Source organism: Oricola sp. (genome assembly GCF_965230365.1).
In the GTDB taxonomy this organism is placed as follows: domain Bacteria; phylum Pseudomonadota; class Alphaproteobacteria; order Rhizobiales; family Rhizobiaceae; genus Oricola.
The window spans coordinates 3,357,485-3,375,191 of sequence record NZ_OZ246003.1 but is presented as its reverse complement, the minus strand read 5'-3'; the positions used below and the strand labels follow the sequence as shown (position 1 = coordinate 3,375,191).

The window sequence follows — 17,707 nt, the reverse complement described above, 5'->3', positions numbered from 1 at the left end:
GCCGCGACAGTGTCGCGGCTGTTTTTCGTTCGGACCTACGTACGCCTTTTGGCTCAGCTGTTGTCGCAGCGTTTGCAGGGAATGCGGATGGCGACGATTGTACCGCCGCCGACCTTCGAGCGGATTTTCAGGCAACCGTCATGCAATTCGGCGAGCGATTTGGCGATCGCCAGACCGAGACCGGACCCCGAGTGGTTTTTGGTCATCTGGTTTTGCACTTGCTCGAACGGCCGTCCCAGCCGCTTCAGCGCATTGGCCGGGATCCCGCAACCGGTGTCCTGAATGGATATGTTGACCGAACCCGACACGGTTTTTGCGCGGATACGGATGTTTCCCGTTTCCTCGGTGAATTTAACAGCGTTTGACAACAGATTGATCAGGATCTGCTTCATCGAGCGCCGGTCGGCGTCGATGCGCATGGTTTCGTCGATGGTCGTTTCGACCGAGATGCTCTTTTCTTCGGCCTGGATGGCGACCATGTCCACGGCCTCGTCGATCAGTGGACGTAAATCGAAGACCTCGCGCTCAAGGCATATGCGCCCGGCTTCGATTTTCGACATGTCGAGGATGTCGTTGATAACACCCAGCAGGAACGTTCCGCTGGCGTGGATGTCGCCGGCATATTCGTTGTAGCGATCCGACCCCAGCGGGCCGAACATGCCCGACCGCAGGATTTCCGAAAAGCCGATGATGGCGTTCAAGGGAGTCCGCAATTCGTGCGACATGTTGGCCAGGAAACCGGATTTTGCCTTGCTGGCGGCTTCTGCGCGGTCCCGCGCTTCGAGATACTTCTTGTTGAGTTCCTCCAGTTCTCCGGCCTTTTCCTGCGAAGCTCTGCGCGCGATCGACAGGTCGTCGATGGTCGCCATCAGCCGCCGTTCGCTTTCCATCAGGCGTTCCTGGTGCAGCTTCAGCTGGGTGATGTCGGTACCGACCGAAAGCACGCCGCCGCTCGCGGTGCGCCGCTCGTTGACCTGCAACCACCGGCCATCGGCAATTTGACGCTCATAGATGCGCGCGTCATCCTGATTGGCAGGGTTGGGAATTCGTTTTTCGGAGATCGGTGCGCGCATGGCGGCGCTGATTGTCGCGCGGTCTGCGCCGGGCTTTAGAGCAGTTCCGGGAAGACCGTTATACTCCTGGAATTTGGAGTTGCAGAGCACCAGCCGATCTTCAGAGTCCCAAAGGGCGAAGGATTCTGAAGTGTTCTCGATGGCGGCGCGGAGATTCTCGTTTGCCCGTTCGTTTTCTGCGGCGAGACGGTGATGTTCGGTGACATCCACCGCGATGCCGATCAGATGGACACCCGTCGAACCCTTCTCGACCAGTTCGGTGCGGATTCGCATCCACCGGTAGTTCCCGTCGGCATGTTGCATGCGAAACAACTGGTCGACACGGCTGATCTCCTGTGCAGCAGCTTTCTGCGCAAGCTCGAACAGGTCGACATCCTCGGGATGCACAAGGCGTTTAACGTCACCAAAGGAAAGCACGTCTTCGCTGGCAGCGTATCCCAGCAATTCGAACATCGAGCTCGACCAGTAGATCCGCCCGCGTGCGAGGTCCCAGTCCCACAGACCGCACAATCCGCGGGTCAGGGCGAGGTCGACACGCTTCTGCGCCTCGCAATAGGTTTCGTCGGTTTCCTTGGCGCGTGCCGCTTGCCCGAAATAGGCATAGAGGAGGATAATCAGCACCGACGAACTCGCGACGAACAGGGTGACATTGAGCGAAACCCGCTTTCGCCACGCCGCGAACAATTCGGTTTCGGGCTGCATAACCGCGATGACGGCATTTCTGTCGCCGATCTTCGCAAACGAAGCGAAGTGGGGAATGCCGTCGAACTCGATCCCTTGAACCCCGGCCTCCTGTCCAAACATGAACAACGGCTGGGCGCCGGACAGGCGGGTGCGCAGATTGGCGCCACGTATGTCCGTCGGCAGGCCGCGGGCCCCGATGATGGTGCCATCTTCCGCCGTAACGAATGCGACCCGGCCCTGCAATGTCGCGTTCTGCGGCAGCGCATGGAACAGCAGTTGCTCGAACTCCCGTCCAGACCGTGGAGCCGTGCCTGACTGTTGTGCCGTGTCGACGGCGGATTTGGCGATGCCGGTGATCAAAGACAGATAGAGCTGGCCGTGTTGCGCGGTTTCCGCCCGGTCGTTCATCAGCGACACCGCGCGCGCAAAGAACAAGACGCCGAGAAAAATGACGATCAGGACGGGTATCGAGCGCTTGAGGAGTGGCTCGATCGACTCGAGCCGTTCATGGGTGGGGCCGGCCAGGAACTTCGCATGACCGGACATAGTATGCGGCGTGGAATACTCTATTCCGGCAAAAGACAATATCCATCCCCCAGGCGCACTCGGCACCATTCAGGCCTCTGTCGAGAGCCCCGATCCCCGCATTTTCCTGAAACCCGATCCGGATACCGAACCCTCGAATCACCCATAATGAATCAAAAGTGATTCGGGCTGTCCACCCCGACAGGCGTTAAATTTTCATTGCGCCGAATTCAGGCTTCCTAATGGAGAGTCGTCGCTTCAGGTCAGCGTCCGCTCCAATATGTCGCGCACGTCGCTCGACAGTTTCTTGCGCGCGCTCAGCGCATTCATGGCGGCTTCCGCATGCGCCCGGCGACCGGCTTCCATGTTCTTCCATGAGCGCATCGCAGTCAGCAGGCGGGCTGCGACCTGCGGATTGTGCGCGTCGATCTTGCCGATCGCGTCGCAGAGGAAGCGATAGCCTTGACCATCGGCACGGTTGAAGCTGGTCGGATTACCGGCCGAGAACGCGCCGATCAGCGAGCGGATGCGGTTGGGATTGTCCCACGAAAATGCCGGTTTCCCGGTCAGCGCCTTGACCGTCAAGAGCGTGACGTCGCCGGGAACGGTTGCCTGGATGACAAACCACTTGTCCATGACAATCGCATCGCCGCGAAATCGGGCCTCAAACGCTTTCAGCGCTTCGGTCGCCGCATCGCTGCCAGGGGCGAGGTGAACCAGGATGCCCAGCGCATGGGCCATGTCCGTCATGTTGTCGGCGGCTTCATACGCCTCAACCGCCAGATCGACCTTGCCTGCGGCATGGCAGAGATAGCCGAGTGCGATGTTGCGCAACGACCGGCGCCCGGCATGGGCGGCATCGGGTGAGTAGGGTTCGTTGGGCGCCAGGCCGTGATAGAGCCGTGCAAATATTCGCTCGGCATGAAGACCGAGCTGGCGCGAGGCGGCGCGGTGCACGGCGTGGATCGCATCGGGATCGATATCGCTGCCGATTTCGCGCGCGATGTCGGTTTCTCCGGGCAGGGTCAGGCAGAGCGCCCTGAATGCCGGTTCGTAGCGGTCATCGGCGGCAATCTCCTCAAGAATCGCGCAGGTGCTTTCGTCCAGCACTTGCGTACTGCTTTCCGCGCCCCGCAGTGCCGCGTCCTTGAGCTGTGCGGCGATCAGCCCCGAGACGGCTTGCCAGCGGCCATATTCGTCGGGGTCGTTCTTGGCCAGGAAGGCGAGTTTGCTGCCATCGGGCTCCGGGTAGACCGTCACCGGCGCGGAAAAGCCGCGCAGCAGCGAGGGTACCGGGGCCTCCTCGATGCCTTCGAACACGATTTCATGCCGCGCTTCGCGGACATGGATCACATCGGCCGTGACTTCGGCGCCCGAGACACTGCTCCAGTTCAAGTCCACGGATTGTGAGCCGACGAGGCCGAACTTGACCGGGAGGTGCATTGGCGCGTTCGGGCTGTTCTCGACCGGGGGTTTCAAACGTTGCTCGATTGTCAGCGTGAAGCGCTTGGCCGCCGCGTCATAGCGCGAAGACACCGCGAGATTGGGGGTGCCGGGTTGCTCGTACCAAAGCGCGAACTGGGATAGGTCTGTATCGCCCGCATCCTCGAACGCCCTGACGAAGTCCTCGATGGTGGCGGCTTCACCGTCATGGCGTTCGAAGTAAAGGTCGAGCCCATTGCGGAATACGTCTTCGCCGAGGATTGTCCGGATCATCCGAACGACCTCGGAACCCTTCTCGTAGACGGTCGCTGTGTAAAAGTTATTGATTTCCGAGTAGCGCCTCGGCCGCACCGGGTGCGCAAGCGGGCCGGCATCCTCAGGAAACTGGTGCGCCTTGAGCAGCTTGACTTCGGAGATGCGCTTCACGGTGCGCGAGCGCGCATCGGCGGAAAACTCGTGATCCCTAAAGACCGTTAGTCCCTCTTTCAGGCATAGCTGAAACCAGTCACGACAGGTGATCCGGTTGCCGGTCCAGTTGTGGAAATACTCATGCGCAATGATCGCTTCGATATTCGCGTAATCGGCGTCGGTTGCCGTGCGCTCGTCGGCCAGAACATACTTGTCGTTGAAGATATTCAGGCCCTTGTTCTCCATCGCACCCATGTTGAAGTCCGACACGGCGACGATCATGAAGATGTCAAGGTCATACTCTCGCCCGAACGTGTCCTCGTCCCATTTCATCGAACGTTTCAGCGCGTCCATGGCGTAGGTCGCGCGCGGCTCCTTGCCGTGCTCGACATAGATCTCCAGCGCGACTTGGCGGCCGGATTTGGTGGTGAAGCTGTCGCGCAGGACACCCAGGTTTCCGGCCACCAGGGCGAACAAATAGGACGGCTTGGGAAACGGGTCATGCCACACGGCATAGTGCCATCCATTCTCCAGCATGCCGTCTTCTATGCGGTTGCCGTTGGACAGGAGCAGCGGTGCGTCTTCGGTCCGCGCTTCGATGCGTACGGTGAAAACCGACAAAATGTCCGGGCGATCGAGATAGTAGGTAATGCGCCGAAATCCTTCGGCTTCGCACTGGGTGCAATAGGTGCCATTAGACCTGTAGAGACCCATAAGTTGGGTGTTCGCGGTGGGATCGATCGTGGTGACAATTGTCAGATCGAAGCTGTCCTCTTTCGGCAGCGCGCGGATTTCCAACTGGTCAGGCTTGGCGGTGAAATCACCATCCACGACCGCCTCGCCATCGATATCGAGCGAATCCAGTTGCAAACCGTCGCCGACCAACACCAGTGGTGCGTTGACATCCACGCCGTCGCGACGCCGCACGGAAAGCGTTGCGCGGACCGTGGTTGCCGTGGCATTGAGCGTGAGGAACAAGTTCGTGGTATCGATCAGATAGTCACTTGGCCGGTAATCTTCGAGTCGGACGACGGTTCCGGTTTCACTGCGCATGAGCATTCCTGTTTGCTGTCAATCCATGCGGCCGGCATGGACCGGCTGGCGGGGAGGGCTCGGGCGGCCGGCTCGCGGTCGCGATTGAATCGGTGGCGCTTCAAGGGGTGTGTACCGCGTCGATCGCGGGCGGCGTGCGCCTGACTTTGGACATGGCGGATCGGAAGGATGAAATCAAGATGAATGTCGCCCCACCAAAATTCGGTTCGAAGTCGCTGGTTGGCGCATCGGTCGAGCGAAAAGAAGACGATGCGTTCATCCAGGGCCAGGGATGTTACACCTCCGATGTCCGCAAGGACGGGATGCTGGAGAGCTATGTCGTGCGCTCACCGGTCGCCAATGGCCGTTTCTCGATCGGTTCGCTGGACGACGCACGGGCTGCGCCCGGCGTGCGGCTGATCCTGACCGCCGGGGACGTCGCCCATCTCAATCCGCTTCCGTCATTCGGAATCCGCAAGGACCCCGACGGCAACACGCCACCCTATCGTCGCATCCCGGTGCTTTGCAGCGAGCGCGTTCGATATGTTGGCGATGCGATAGCATTCATCGTTGCCGATACGCTGGATCAGGCGAAGGACGCCGCCGAACTGATAGAGATCGACTACGAGACCGACGACGCGGCGACGACAATCGACGGTGCTTTGCAAGATGGCGCGCCCCTGGTGTGGGAGGAGGCAGGTTCCAACGAGGCCTTCGTTATGTCCGAAGGGGATGCCACCGCGACGGACGAACTTTTCGCCAAGGCGCACCGCATCACTTCCGTGGAATTCATCCAGAACCGTCTTGTGGCCAACTACATGGAGACGCGCGCGGCGATTGGCGAGTATGATAGCGACGCCAACCGTTTCACACTGACCTGCGGATCGCAGGGCGTTCACGGGCAGCGCGACCGTATCCGCGACGAAGTGTTCGGTGGCGATATCGACCTGCGTGTGGTTACGCCCGATGTCGGCGGCGGCTTCGGACCGAAAGTGTTCATCTACCGGGAATACCCGCTGGTGCTCGAGGCGGCGCGCCACCTGGGCATGCCGGTGCGCTGGGTCGGCGAGCGGACAGAGCATTTCCTGACTGATGCTCATGGTCGCGACAACCAGGTTCGCGCCGAAATGGCGATGGATGAGAAAGGCCGGTTTCTCGCCCTGCGCATCCGTCTGCGCGCCAATATGGGCGCCTACACCCATCAGTTCGGACCGCTGATCCCGACCTTCGGAGCGATGATGGCGACCGGCGTTTACGACATTCCCGTCATGGATTTTCATTTGACCGGCGTTTTCACCAACACCTGCCCGGTCGATGCCTATCGCGGCGCGGGGCGTCCCGAAGCGGCGTTCCTGATCGAGAAGCTGGCCGACGCCTGCGCCCGGGACATGGGCATCGATCGCACCGAGATTCGTCGTCGCAACTTTATTCGGCCGGATCAGATGCCCTACAAAACGCCAGGTGGTCGTCTCTACGATGTCGGCGAATTCGAGGCATGCATGGACAAGGCGCTGGAAGTCGCTGGCTGGGCGAGTTTCGAGACGCGCCTCGAACAGTCCAGGGCCAACGGCAAGCTGCGTGGCATCGGCCTGTCGAGCTACATTGAGGCATGTGCGTTTGCCGGGTCGGAACCGGCCTTTGTCGAGCTGCTCGAAGATGGTTCGGTGGTTGTCGATATCGGCACCCAGTCGAACGGTCAGGGACACGCCACAGCCTATGCCCAGTTCGTGGCAGAGCAACTCGGCCTCGATGTCGGTCGCGTCCAGGTTATCCAGGGCGATACCGACCGTATCCCGAAGGGCGGCGGCACAGGCGGTTCGCGGTCGATCCCGCTCGGCGGAGTGTCGGCATGGTATGCCGGTGGCGCATTGGCGACCAAGCTGCGCAAACTCGCCGCCGACGAACTGGAGGCGTCCCCCGACGACATCGAACTGTCTGCAGGCGAGGCGGTTGTTGCCGGCACTGACAAGGCGATTTCACTTGCCGATCTGGCCAAAAACGCGCCCGATCCGGCCGATTTGAAGGCCGATGGCGAGTTCCGCCAGGATGAAGCCACCTATCCGAACGGCACCCATATCTGCGAGGTCGAGATCGACCCGGATACCGGGGTGGTCGAGGTCGCGGCCTTCACTGTGGTCGACGATTACGGCATGTCGGTCAATCCGTTGCTGCTGGCCGGGCAAGTGCATGGCGGACTTGCACAAGGTGTCGGCCAGGCATTGGCGGAGAACGCCGTTTACGACGAAAGCGGACAATTGCTGACAGCAACGTTCATGGACTACACCATGCCGCGCGCGAACAACTTCCCGAACTTTCATTTCGAAACGCGCAATGTGCCGTCGACGACGAATGCGCTCGGTATCAAGGGAGCCGGCGAGGCGGCGACAATTGGCGCGACACCGGCGGCAATGAGCGCGGTCATCGACGCGCTTTATCGCGCCAAGGGAATCGATCATGTCGACATGCCGACGACGCCGGTCAAGATCTGGGAACTGCTAAACGGGTAAGGAGGGTCGCTTGCGAGCACTGGTCCAGAGGGTCGCAGAAGCGAGCGTCACCGTCGAGGGAGAGAAATCCGGCGAGATTGGCCGCGGTCTTCTCGTTCTCGTATGCGCGATGCGTGACGACGGCGAGGCCCAGTCGGAATGGTTGGCGCGCAAGGTTGCCAACTTGCGTATTTTCGCCGACGAGGAGGGCCGCATGAACCGCTCGCTCACCGACATCGGCGGCGCGGCCCTGATCGTCAGCCAGTTCACGCTGGCAGCCGAAACCAAGGGTAACAGGCCGGGCTTCTCTACGGCTGCGCCGCCCGACGAGGGCAAGCGGCTTTACGAACACTTCACCGGGAAGATGGCCGAACAGGGCGTGCCGGTGGCAAACGGCGTGTTCGGTGCCGACATGAAGGTGGCGCTCGTCAACGACGGTCCGGTCACGATCTGGCTGGACAGCGAGGCGCGCTAAACCTCACCCCGGTTTTCGTGCGCTCGCAAGCAGGTAGCGCCGGCAAACGAAACCAAAATACCCCGCGATCATGCGGCAGGCGACGCTGGAAGCGATCCAGCGGTCCAGCTTCATGCGCCCGGCGCTTCGCTCGGCTTTCGGCCAGCCCGCGAGGTTGTTGCGAAAGCCATCGAGGCAGGCTGCGGTCTCGTCACGGGTCTCGATGTCGACAAAGCCGGTGCTCGCCCAGCGCGCGCGGTAGGCATCGATATTGGCGAGATTGTTGGCGCGGGGAACTTGCCCGAACTCGAGGAACCAGCCCGGTAGGTCGCGAAACAGGATGTCGGAGACTGTCAGCACGCCGCCCGGCTTGAGTACCCTGAACGCCTCGGCAAGGAAGGCGTCGCGCGTGTCGAAATGAAACGCTGCCTCCACACAGATCACGCCGTCGAAGTGTTCGTCCGGAAAATCGAGTTCCGTTGCGCTCATTACGTCAAAGTTGCAGTCGGGCGCCCTTTTGCGCGCCGACGCTATCTGTGCCTCTGACAGGTTGATGCCGGTCAGGTCATTCGGCGGAAAGCGCTGGCTGAGCCGCGCTGTGGATGCGCCTTGTCCACAGGCGACGTCGAGAATCCGTCCAGGTTTCGGCAGGGCCGCGGCAATCTGGTCGACCAGCGCCTGGCTTGCCTCCGCCTGGGCGGTTGCGCCTTCGCCCCAATAGCCGAAATTGTAGTACCCGCTATTGCCGTAATACCGGCGGTGATGGCTGCCGCGCATCGCCCGGTCATAGACGGCAACCATCCTGTTTCGCGCTGACATTGGCCTGTCCCGTTTCAGTTGACGTTAGGAAGGTCGACGAGTTCGTTGATCGTGCCGGCTATATGGTGCGTCTGCGGGTTTGCCGAGCGGTTGTGAAAGATCATCGGTATGCCGGGGTGCGGCGCGACAGTGATCGTGGCGCGGTGGTCGATCCGCGATCCGGCTGGCACCTCGAAACGATGCGTGGCGACGATCGCGGCAAGCGCCGCCTTTACCATCTGAATCCCGAACGCAAAACCCGGGCACATCCGCGCCCCGGCACCGAACACCGTGTATTCGTAGGGCGTTGCCTTAAGGCGATCCCAACGCTCCGGTAGGAACCTCTGCGGATCGGCATAGAGTTTCGGGTCGCGATTGATGAGAAAGGCGCTGACAAGGATTCGAATTCCCTCGTCGATCGGCGCGCCGCCCAGCGTGGTCGGCGACATGGATCGGCGAAACTGGATCGAGACGGGGGAGAAAAGCCGCATGCCTTCCTTTGTCACCCAGTCGAGATATGGCAGGGCGTCCAGCGCCTCACCATCCGGTGTTTCGCCGGCAAAAGCGGTTTCAACGTCCCGGGACAGTCGCTCGGCGACCCCGGGATGTTGCGCCAGCAGCGCCATTGTCCAGGCAAGGGCGTTCTGACAGGTTTCATAAGCCGCACCGAGCGTGAACACCAACAGTCCGCTGATCACGTCCAGATCTGCTTCGTTTCCGCGATGATCGGGATTGTTGACGAGGGCTGAAAACAGGTCTCCGGAGCTGTCAGCCCCGCGCTTTACGTCGGCCCATTCGTGGATCGCGCGTTCGAGTTTTGGCGCTGTGCGTGCCCAGCGCAGATGCGCCGGCCCCGGAAGCGGCCAGGCTGCGTCGACCGCGTCATTGATCATGGCGATGACCGGCGCTGCGCGTTCGCTGTCGTCACCGAACAGCAGCGTGATCGCGAGCTCCTGTGCGAGTTTGCCGCCAAGCGCGGCGAAGTCGACCTGTGTTTCGCGGGGCCAATCGGAAACATGCCGGGCGGCGATCGCATACATGGCGCTACTTGCTCCGAGGACGGCGCTCTTGCCCAGCGGTGGTGTCATCAGCCTGCGGTAATGGGCATGTTGCGCACCGCGGAGCCGCGTCATGCTAACGCTGAGCCGGCTGGTCGCCTGGCCACGCAAACCGCGAAATCCGACATTCACCGGCCGCCAGACATGGGTGTTGGAAAACGCCTCGCGGTAAAGGTCGGTGCTGGCGACGCAGGCCAGGTATTTGGGTTTGGAGCTAAGCGAAAGTGGATAGGGGAGAATGACAAAGGGACCATGCTTCTCGTGCAGCGCACGCAACGAAGAAAATGGTCGCAGACCGAAACCTGCCAAAGTGGCGAATGCCTCGACCTTGCTGGCCTTGCTCGGCGCAATCTCAATTGCGGCCATGATCGTCCCCCTCATTCGACCACGCATCCGTGACCCAAGCAACCCTGCGTTTTAGATGCAGTATTTACGGTGCTGCGGTCTGTCGGTTTTTCGGTCAGTCCACGGTGATGGCAATAGATCTGGACGCATCGCGTAGAGTCAAGTGGCCGTCTGTCAGTACCGGTTGCCAGCCTGTTGCGCGTCTCCATAAACAGTTGCGCTCGTCTCGAACGGTGCTATGGCTCCGTCTCTTCGAGACGCCAAGCATGACCCATCAACAAATTCGAGCACTAATCGACCACGCTATCCTGATTGCCGGCGTCATCTTCATGGTCGGTCCGTTGGGTTTCGTGATAGCGGCCAGTCTGTCGGCGGGCGAGCGGTCCACGGCCGCCTACGAAAGGCTTGCGACGCAGGGGCTGGGATTCAGCAGCGACGTCACAATCTGGTCAATGCTGGCGAATTCGCTGATCGTCGCGCTGACACTCGGGGTGTTCAAGACGCTCTTCGCGGCGATCGCCGCCTATGCGCTGGTCTACTTCCGGCTGCGCCACGCCGAACTGATTTTCTTCGCGGTTCTGCTGACGCTCTTCCTGCCGTTGCACGCGCGCCCGATTCCGACTTACCTAGTGAGCTCCCAACTCGGGCTATCCAATAGCCATGCCGGTTTGATCATTCCCGTTCTGGCATCGGGGCTCGGTGTGCTGCTGTTTCGCCAGGTCTTGCGCCAGTTGCCTGCCGAACTGGCGGAGTCGGCCCGGATCGATGGTGCCGGACCGATACGGTTTCTCGTCGATTTCGTCCTGCCTGTCTCCGCTCCTTATCTTGCCGCCCTGTTTGCCATCCATTTCATCGAAGGGTGGCACCAGTTTCTATGGCCGCTGATGATCAATTCGGACGAGGCACTGACGACCATCATGCGCGGGATTGCGCTTGTGGGTATCGGGTCGCCGGAAGGGCTGGCGTTGACGGTGATGGCGCTCTTGCCGCCATTGGTCGTCGTGATGGTACTCGGACCTGTCATGGCTCGGTCCATGCACATCGACAGCGCGAACCGATAAGCCCTTCCAGCGTGTGGCCTACCGGCCCTAGAACTCCTCCCAGTTCTCTACCGCCGCATTGCCATGGGTCGCAAACGCGTTCGCCACCTTCTTGCCGAGATCGCGCGCCGGCGAACGCTTCGGTTCGGCTCCCGCGGAGACGGCCTTTGGCCGCCGCGCGCCTTGGGTGACCTGGAAGTCGCTCAGCTTGGTGTTGATTGTCGATACCTCGTCGCTCAGTGCGTGGCTGTTGGCGGTCAGTTCCTCGGCCATGGCGGCGTTTTGCTGGGTGCCCTTGTCAATCGACGATACGGACGTGTTGATTTCCTGCAGCCCGCCCGACTGCTGGCGCGCCGCCTCGATAATGGCTTGGACGTTCTCGTTGATCTCCTGAACCTCGCCGACGATCGATTCCAGCGCTTCGCCCGTCTTGTTGACCAGCGCCACACCGCTTTTGACGGCATCGCCCGACGACGTGATCAGATCCTTGATTTCCTTCGCGGCCCCGGCGGAGCGCTGTGCGAGCTCGCGAACCTCCTGCGCCACGACAGCAAATCCTTTGCCGGCGTCGCCGGCGCGCGCTGCTTCGACCCCAGCGTTAAGCGCGAGCAGGTTTGTCTGAAACGCGATGTCATCAATAACCGCAATGATATTGGCGATCTCATCGGATGACTTGTTGATCCGGTCCATCGCTTCCACGGCTTCGCGAACGACGACCCCCGACTTCTCGGCGTTGTCCTTGGTACGCACTACAAGCGAACCGGATTCTTCGGCACGTTCCGCCGATGACTTCACCGTCGCGGTGATTTCCTCGACTGCCGCTGCCGTTTCTTCTACCGCCGCGGCCTGCTGCTCGGCGCGCTTTGACATGTCGTCGGCGGCAGCCCGGATCTCCCGCGAACCGCCGGCGATCTGCTCGGCGGAATCGCTGATGCTGCCGATTGTCGTACTCAAGGCCTCCAGCGCGTTGTTGAAGTCGCTTTTCAGCTTGTCGTAGGCTTCCGGCAAATCGTCCTGGACTCGATAGCTCAGATCCCTGGCAGCGATGCGCTCCATGGCCTTGCCGAAACTGTCGATGACGACCTCGCGCTCGCTTTCGATCGCTTCTGCCTGCGCGATCTTCTTGGCTTCCTCGGCCTCGTCGATATAGACCGAGATGGACAGATCCATGTCTAGGAGGATTGCCTTGACCAGACTTACGACGAGATAGCCGACTTCTTGTGCCGAGGCGTTCTGCTTGCCGAACAGGCTTTTCGACGGCCAGTATTCGCTCAACACGCCATGTATCAGAGCCTCGGTCAATACGCCGTAGCCGCCGATATACCACCGCGGCGCAAGGCCAATCCGGGCGTGGACTGAACCGATTGTACGGACTTTCTCTACATAGCGGTCGTCGAAGCGACCGGCAGCAATTGATTCCCAATGCCCGATTTGCTCGTTTTTCGCGCCCGACATGTGGCTGTCGTCGCGAAAGAACTGGCTAGCTTCTGGTGTCCGGCGTACCGTTTCGTAAAACTTGTCAAGACCAATCGGCAGCTCGCGCTCGATGATCGGTTTGATCTTGCGAAGTTTCTCAAGACCGGCTTCGTCGAGACCGAGAAACGAGAGCCGGCCCGGAATGTCCTGATCTATTGTTGATTTAGATGTGGCAGTGCTGGTCATCTGGCTAAACCTCTCCCTTCCGTCATCCGAAGTGGACGAAAATCGAACGCAAAGACGGGACACCGGGCTTTTTGACCAGTGCGCCACCGACAGTGCGGCGACAACGAAAGTGTGCTGTCGGAAAAAGTTGAAGTAATGAGACGTTATGCCTTGTTCACGCCAGATTGTACTGCCCTGACGTATGCGTGTTCATCGCATGTGGAAAGATTAGGGATATTTTCGTTAACGAAAAATGTAAGAAATCACTGACCGGTGCAAACGCGCCGCAGAGGCCCGGCACGTCTGCGTTACCGCCTTGAGAAACATTGGAAATTTAAAATGCGTCGCGTGAAAAACAAATTTCCTTCACTTTTCGCCGCAGGTTCAAAGCGCGCCGCCGCTGTTAGAATTCCTCCCATCCTTGGTCCTGTCGCGAGGGGCCGCCGAACGCGTTGGCAACCATCTTTCCCAACTCGCGGGCCGGCGATTTTCGCTGCTTTTCCGTGTGGTCTCCGACGACGGCTCGCGGCTGCTGAGAAGTGGCGCCGGTTTTAAACTGGCTCAGCAGTCCCGTGATGACGTCGACCTCGTTGCTCAGCGAATGGCTGCTTGCGGTCAGCTGCTCGGCCATGGCCGCGTTTTGCTGCGTGCCGGTGTCGATAGAGGAGACCGAAGTGTTGATCTCCTGCAATCCGGTCGACTGCTCACGCGCCGATTCCACCATCTCGTCGATATCGGTTGCGATCGTCTGGATTTCGCTTGCGATTTCCTCCAGCGCCTTGCCCGTTTCGTCGACCAGCGCCACACCCGAATCGACTTCCTCGGCAGATGTCGTGATCAGCTCCTTGATTTCCTTGGCGGCCCCGGCGGAGCGTTGCGCCAGTTCGCGCACTTCCTGCGCGACCACGGCGAATCCCTTGCCGGCTTCGCCCGCGCGGGCCGCCTCGACGCCGGCGTTGAGCGCCAGCAGGTTGGTCTGGAAGGCGATCTCGTCGATCACGCCGATGATCTTCGATATGTCCTCGGAAGACTTCGAGATGCGGTCCATCGCATCGACGGCTTTTCTCACCACGGCGCTGGATTGCTCGGCGCTGTGCTTGGTTTGCATGATCTGCCGGCCGGCCTTCTCCGCCTTGTCGACCGAGCTTTTCACCGCTGCGGTGATCTGCTCGACGGCGGCGGCAGTCTGCTCGACCGCCGCAGCCTGCCGTTCGGCGCGGCTTGCCAGGTCATCGGCCGCCGACCTGATCTCGACGGAGCCGGAATCGACCGACCGTGAAGCCGATCCGATCATGTTCATCGCACGCGACAGCTCTTCGAGCGCGGAGTTGAAGCCGCTGCGAATTGCGTCATAGTCGGCGTCGAGCTCGGTCTCGATGCGCTGCGTCAGATCCTTGTCGCTGAGGCTCTTGATCGCTTTGCCGACACTGTCGACAACCGTTTCCATGGTCTCCATCGCCCGGGCTTCGGCTTGTTTGCGGGCTGCCTCGGCCTCGTCGATGTAGACGGAGATCGACAGTTCCATGTCGAGGAGAATGGCCTTGAACAGGTTGACGAGCAGAGCCGAAGTCTCCTGCGCGCCGTCGCCGCGTTTGGAAAACAAACCGCGCGACGGCCATTGCTGCTCCATTACGGCCGCAACCAGCCGCTCCATGATCAGCGCGTAGCCGCCGATATACCATCGTGGTGCCAGGCCGATCTGCGCATGTACCGACCCGATGGTCCGCACACGATTGGCGAAATCCTCGTCGAATTCGCCGTTCGTAATCGCCGTCCAATGTTCGATTTGCGCGTTCTGGGCGCTGTCCATGTGGACGTCGTCCTGGAAGAAATGTGCAACCTCCGGCGTTTGGCGCACCTTCGCGTAGAAGCGCTCCAGACCTTCCGGCAGATGTTTGGCGACGATCGGCGCGAGTTTGCGGATTTGCTCGCGGTCGCGGTCGTCGAGTTCCATGAAACTCAACCGGTTCTCGAGTTCGCGCTGGTTGATTGTCGATGCCGTGGATTTCATTCTCGCGCTTTCGAAAGCTTGTGACACTGGGTCGGGGATTGGATGGAGGCTACATTTTCTTGCCGGTTCGAAACGGCCGGATGTGCGCGTATGCAACACATCAGGAGCCGAGAATCGCGTCGGCTCCCGAGGCATCATGCCTTCCTTTGGCTGCGTGCTGGTCCCGTTGGAAAGGCAGCAACCACCTGATTCATATGGTTTCGTCCCGGTTAACGGCCAGCTAAGCCGGTCCTGTTGTTTTTCACAGCTGGGGTAGGCAAGCTTTCGTGGGGAAGTTCAACGCAGAGTGCGACTCTGCAAGCACTCGGGCATGCCGTTAAGTTGTAGCCAGTATAGTGTCGAATCGCGAAATGAAGAGGCGTTCACGCGCGTCTGTAAAACCTAAGTCATTCGTCATTTTATTTGAAACGCGCTGCCGTGGCCGCGCCAGCCCTCAGGGTTCCCATGTGCGGCGAATACCGTTAGTCAACCTGTCAATGCCCACACCCTCAGAAAACACCCCCTCATTCGCCCGGCCTGTGGTCGGCATCGCGATGAAGGTCGCCTCGGTCGTCGCCTTTACCCTGATGGCCACGGCCATCAAGCTTGCCGGCCAACTGCCAGCCGGACAGATCGTGTTTTTCCGTTCGTTCTTCGCCATCCTGCCGATTTGTGCCTACCTCTTCTGGACCGGGCAGCTTGCCGGCGCATGGCATACGACCCGCCCTGTAGGACACATCGCGCGTGGGCTGGTCGGCGTATCGGCCATGACGCTCGGTTTTTACGGCTTGACACGGTTGCCGCTACCCGACGCCATCGCGATCGGCTATGCGCGGCCTCTCGTCACGGTCGCGTTGGGCGCGCTGCTGCTGGGCGAGGTTGTGCGCCGCTACCGTTGGGGGGCTGTGTTTGTCGGTCTGTTTGGCGTCTTGGTGATCTCCTGGCCGAAACTGCAATTGTTCCGCGGTGCTGGCGATATCGGTACGCAAGAGGCGCTGGGGGTCGCCGCCTGCTTCGCCTCCGCGTGCATAGCGGGGCTGGCGACGGTTCTCGTGCGTCGCCTTGTGACCACCGAACGGACACCGACGATCGTGTTGTACTTCTCGGTCACGGCGACGCTTTTTGCTCTCACGACCTTGCCATTCGGCTGGTCGGCGTTGACGGCCACCCAGGCGTCGGCCCTTGTCATGTCCGGCGTGTTTGGCGGGCTGGGCCAGATCCTGCTGACCGAAAGCTATCGTCACGCGGAAGTCTCGACCATCGCGCCCTTCGAATACACCTCCGTTGTGCTCGGCATCGGTATCGGCTTCTTCGTGTTTTCGGAGATTCCCGGATGGGCCACGGTCGTCGGTTCGGCGATCGTCGTCGCCTCCGGCATCTTCATTATCTACCGCGAAAGCAGGCTTGGGCTGGCGCGCGGCGCCGCGCGCCAGAATGTGACGCCGCAAGGGTAGGGCCCGGTTTACTCTGCCGCTTCCTCGGCGCGCGGGTCGAGCTGGATCATCTCCGGCGTATGCGTTGACGGCACCGGCGGCGTGTAGGCGAAGTCCGTTGTTTCCTCGGGCGGAACCGCCTCACGGCGGAACATGCGCCACGCGGTGAACGCTGCAAATCCGAAGTAACAGGCGGCCAGCGTGATGAAGAAGCCGTTGATACCGACCGCGTCCATGATCAAGCCGGAAACAACAGGTCCGGCCATGGACCCGGCGCCATAGACAATCAGCAGGCCGGATGCGATCTCGACAAACTCGTCGCTGCCGGCGTGGTCGTTGGCGTGGGCGACAAGCAGCGAATAGAGCGGCGCCATGACTCCGCCGAGAAGCAGGATAAGGGCGGCAAACACTACAAGCGATCCGCCGGCCAGCAAGGTAAGGAGCACGCAACTGATCAGACCCAAGGCCGCTGCCAGTAAGATAACATATCGCCGGTCCATGCGGTCCGACATGCGGCCGAGCGGAAACTGGAAGATCATGCCGCCGATCATCGCCAGCGCCATCAGCGTGGCAATCCGCGATTCAGCAACGCCGTTCTGCTCAAAGAACACCGGCATCTGAAACATGAATGCGCCGATGATGAAGCCCACTGTCGTTGTTCCGACAAATGCAAGCGGCGAATTGCGGAACAGCGAACGCATGTCGACCGAAACCTGACTCAGCGGGCGGGGCGATGTGGCGTTCGACAATCCGGTCGGAATGACCGCGGCCGTGAACAGCAGCGCGGCGACCATGAACAGCACCGCTTTCGTTGGATCGTCTGCACTGAGCAATAGCTGCCCCGACGACATGCCGACCATCGACACGACCATGTAGATGGAGAACACCTGTCCGCGAATCTCGTTGGCCGTACGTTCGTTGAGCCAGCTTTCAACGATCATGTAGCAGCCCGCCAACGCGAAACCGCCTATGCCGCGAAACAGGACCCAGGTCAGCGGGTGAACGAACAGCGCGCACAACAGGACGGATATTGCCGACAAAGCCGCCATGACGGCGTAGACACGCACGTGCCCGACCCGCAGCACCATTCGCGGCACAATCAGGCAGCCGGCGGTAAACGAAAGCGCGTAGCCGAAGCCGACCCAGCCCACGGCGATTGCGCTCCAGTCCTCAATGGAAGCCCGCACCGGCAGCAGGACGCTGACCAGCCCGTTGCCGGCCAGCAGCAGGTATGTGGAGGCAAGAAGCCCGGCGATCGGAACCACATGCTGGATCATGGCATCGCCTCCTGGATGCG

The 17,707-nt window shown here is 60.8% G+C and carries 11 protein-coding genes; 4 read left to right on the top strand and 7 right to left on the bottom strand.

All coding sequences use genetic code 11. The features are described from left to right. Positions 1 to 53 precede the first annotated feature (53 nt). Positions 54 to 2,303: an ATP-binding protein gene (locus ACO06R_RS16385; protein ID WP_421852401.1), complete on the bottom strand. Its 2,250-nt coding sequence runs from the start codon at positions 2,301 to 2,303 to the stop codon at positions 54 to 56. Positions 2,304 to 2,540: 237 nt separating this feature from the next. Then, a complete protein-coding gene (gene pepN / locus ACO06R_RS16380; RefSeq protein ID WP_421852398.1) occupies positions 2,541 to 5,186 on the bottom strand; it encodes an aminopeptidase N in 2,646 nt (881 codons plus the stop codon). Positions 5,187 to 5,365: 179 nt separating this feature from the next. Between pepN and ACO06R_RS16375 the strand changes: the two genes are divergently transcribed. Together ACO06R_RS16375 and dtd are read left to right on the top strand one after the other, a co-directional pair. Next, positions 5,366 to 7,672, top strand: coding sequence for a xanthine dehydrogenase family protein molybdopterin-binding subunit (locus ACO06R_RS16375; RefSeq protein ID WP_421859462.1), 2,307 nt, complete (start codon positions 5,366 to 5,368; stop codon positions 7,670 to 7,672). Between the two features lie 10 nt (positions 7,673 to 7,682). Beyond that, positions 7,683 to 8,126 carry a D-aminoacyl-tRNA deacylase gene (gene dtd / locus ACO06R_RS16370; protein ID WP_421852395.1) on the top strand — a complete coding sequence of 148 codons (444 nt, stop codon included), beginning with the start codon at positions 7,683 to 7,685 and terminating at the stop codon, positions 8,124 to 8,126. A gap of 3 nt (positions 8,127 to 8,129) precedes the next feature. On the opposite strand, the gene ACO06R_RS16365 is transcribed toward dtd, so the two are convergent. Together ACO06R_RS16365 and ACO06R_RS16360 are read right to left on the bottom strand one after the other, a co-directional pair. Beyond that, complete coding sequence (locus tag ACO06R_RS16365) at positions 8,130 to 8,924, bottom strand: class I SAM-dependent methyltransferase (RefSeq protein WP_421852392.1); 795 nt, start codon at positions 8,922 to 8,924, stop codon at positions 8,130 to 8,132. Positions 8,925 to 8,938: 14 nt separating this feature from the next. Then, positions 8,939 to 10,327 carry a cytochrome P450 gene (locus ACO06R_RS16360; protein WP_421852389.1) on the bottom strand — a complete coding sequence of 463 codons (1,389 nt, stop codon included), beginning with the start codon at positions 10,325 to 10,327 and terminating at the stop codon, positions 8,939 to 8,941. Positions 10,328 to 10,572: 245 nt separating this feature from the next. On the opposite strand from ACO06R_RS16360, the gene ACO06R_RS16355 reads away from it, so the two are divergent. Continuing rightward, entirely contained in the window at positions 10,573 to 11,367 is a 795-nt protein-coding gene (locus ACO06R_RS16355) for an ABC transporter permease subunit (protein ID WP_421852386.1), read from the top strand. A gap of 27 nt (positions 11,368 to 11,394) precedes the next feature. On the opposite strand, the gene ACO06R_RS16350 is transcribed toward ACO06R_RS16355, so the two are convergent. Both ACO06R_RS16350 and ACO06R_RS16345 read right to left on the bottom strand, forming a co-directional pair. Continuing rightward, positions 11,395 to 13,008: a methyl-accepting chemotaxis protein gene (locus ACO06R_RS16350; RefSeq protein ID WP_421852383.1), complete on the bottom strand. Its 1,614-nt coding sequence runs from the start codon at positions 13,006 to 13,008 to the stop codon at positions 11,395 to 11,397. Positions 13,009 to 13,390: 382 nt separating this feature from the next. Next, a complete protein-coding gene (locus ACO06R_RS16345) occupies positions 13,391 to 14,998 on the bottom strand; it encodes a methyl-accepting chemotaxis protein (protein WP_421852380.1) in 1,608 nt (535 codons plus the stop codon). Between the two features lie 476 nt (positions 14,999 to 15,474). Between ACO06R_RS16345 and ACO06R_RS16340 the strand changes: the two genes are divergently transcribed. Continuing rightward, complete coding sequence (locus ACO06R_RS16340; RefSeq protein WP_421852377.1) at positions 15,475 to 16,431, top strand: DMT family transporter; 957 nt, start codon at positions 15,475 to 15,477, stop codon at positions 16,429 to 16,431. An 8-nt stretch (positions 16,432 to 16,439) separates the two neighbouring features. Here the strand turns inward: ACO06R_RS16340 and ACO06R_RS16335 are convergent, their stop codons facing one another. Continuing rightward, positions 16,440 to 17,687, bottom strand: coding sequence for an MFS transporter (locus ACO06R_RS16335; protein ID WP_421852374.1), 1,248 nt, complete (start codon positions 17,685 to 17,687; stop codon positions 16,440 to 16,442). Positions 17,688 to 17,707: the final 20 nt, after the last annotated feature.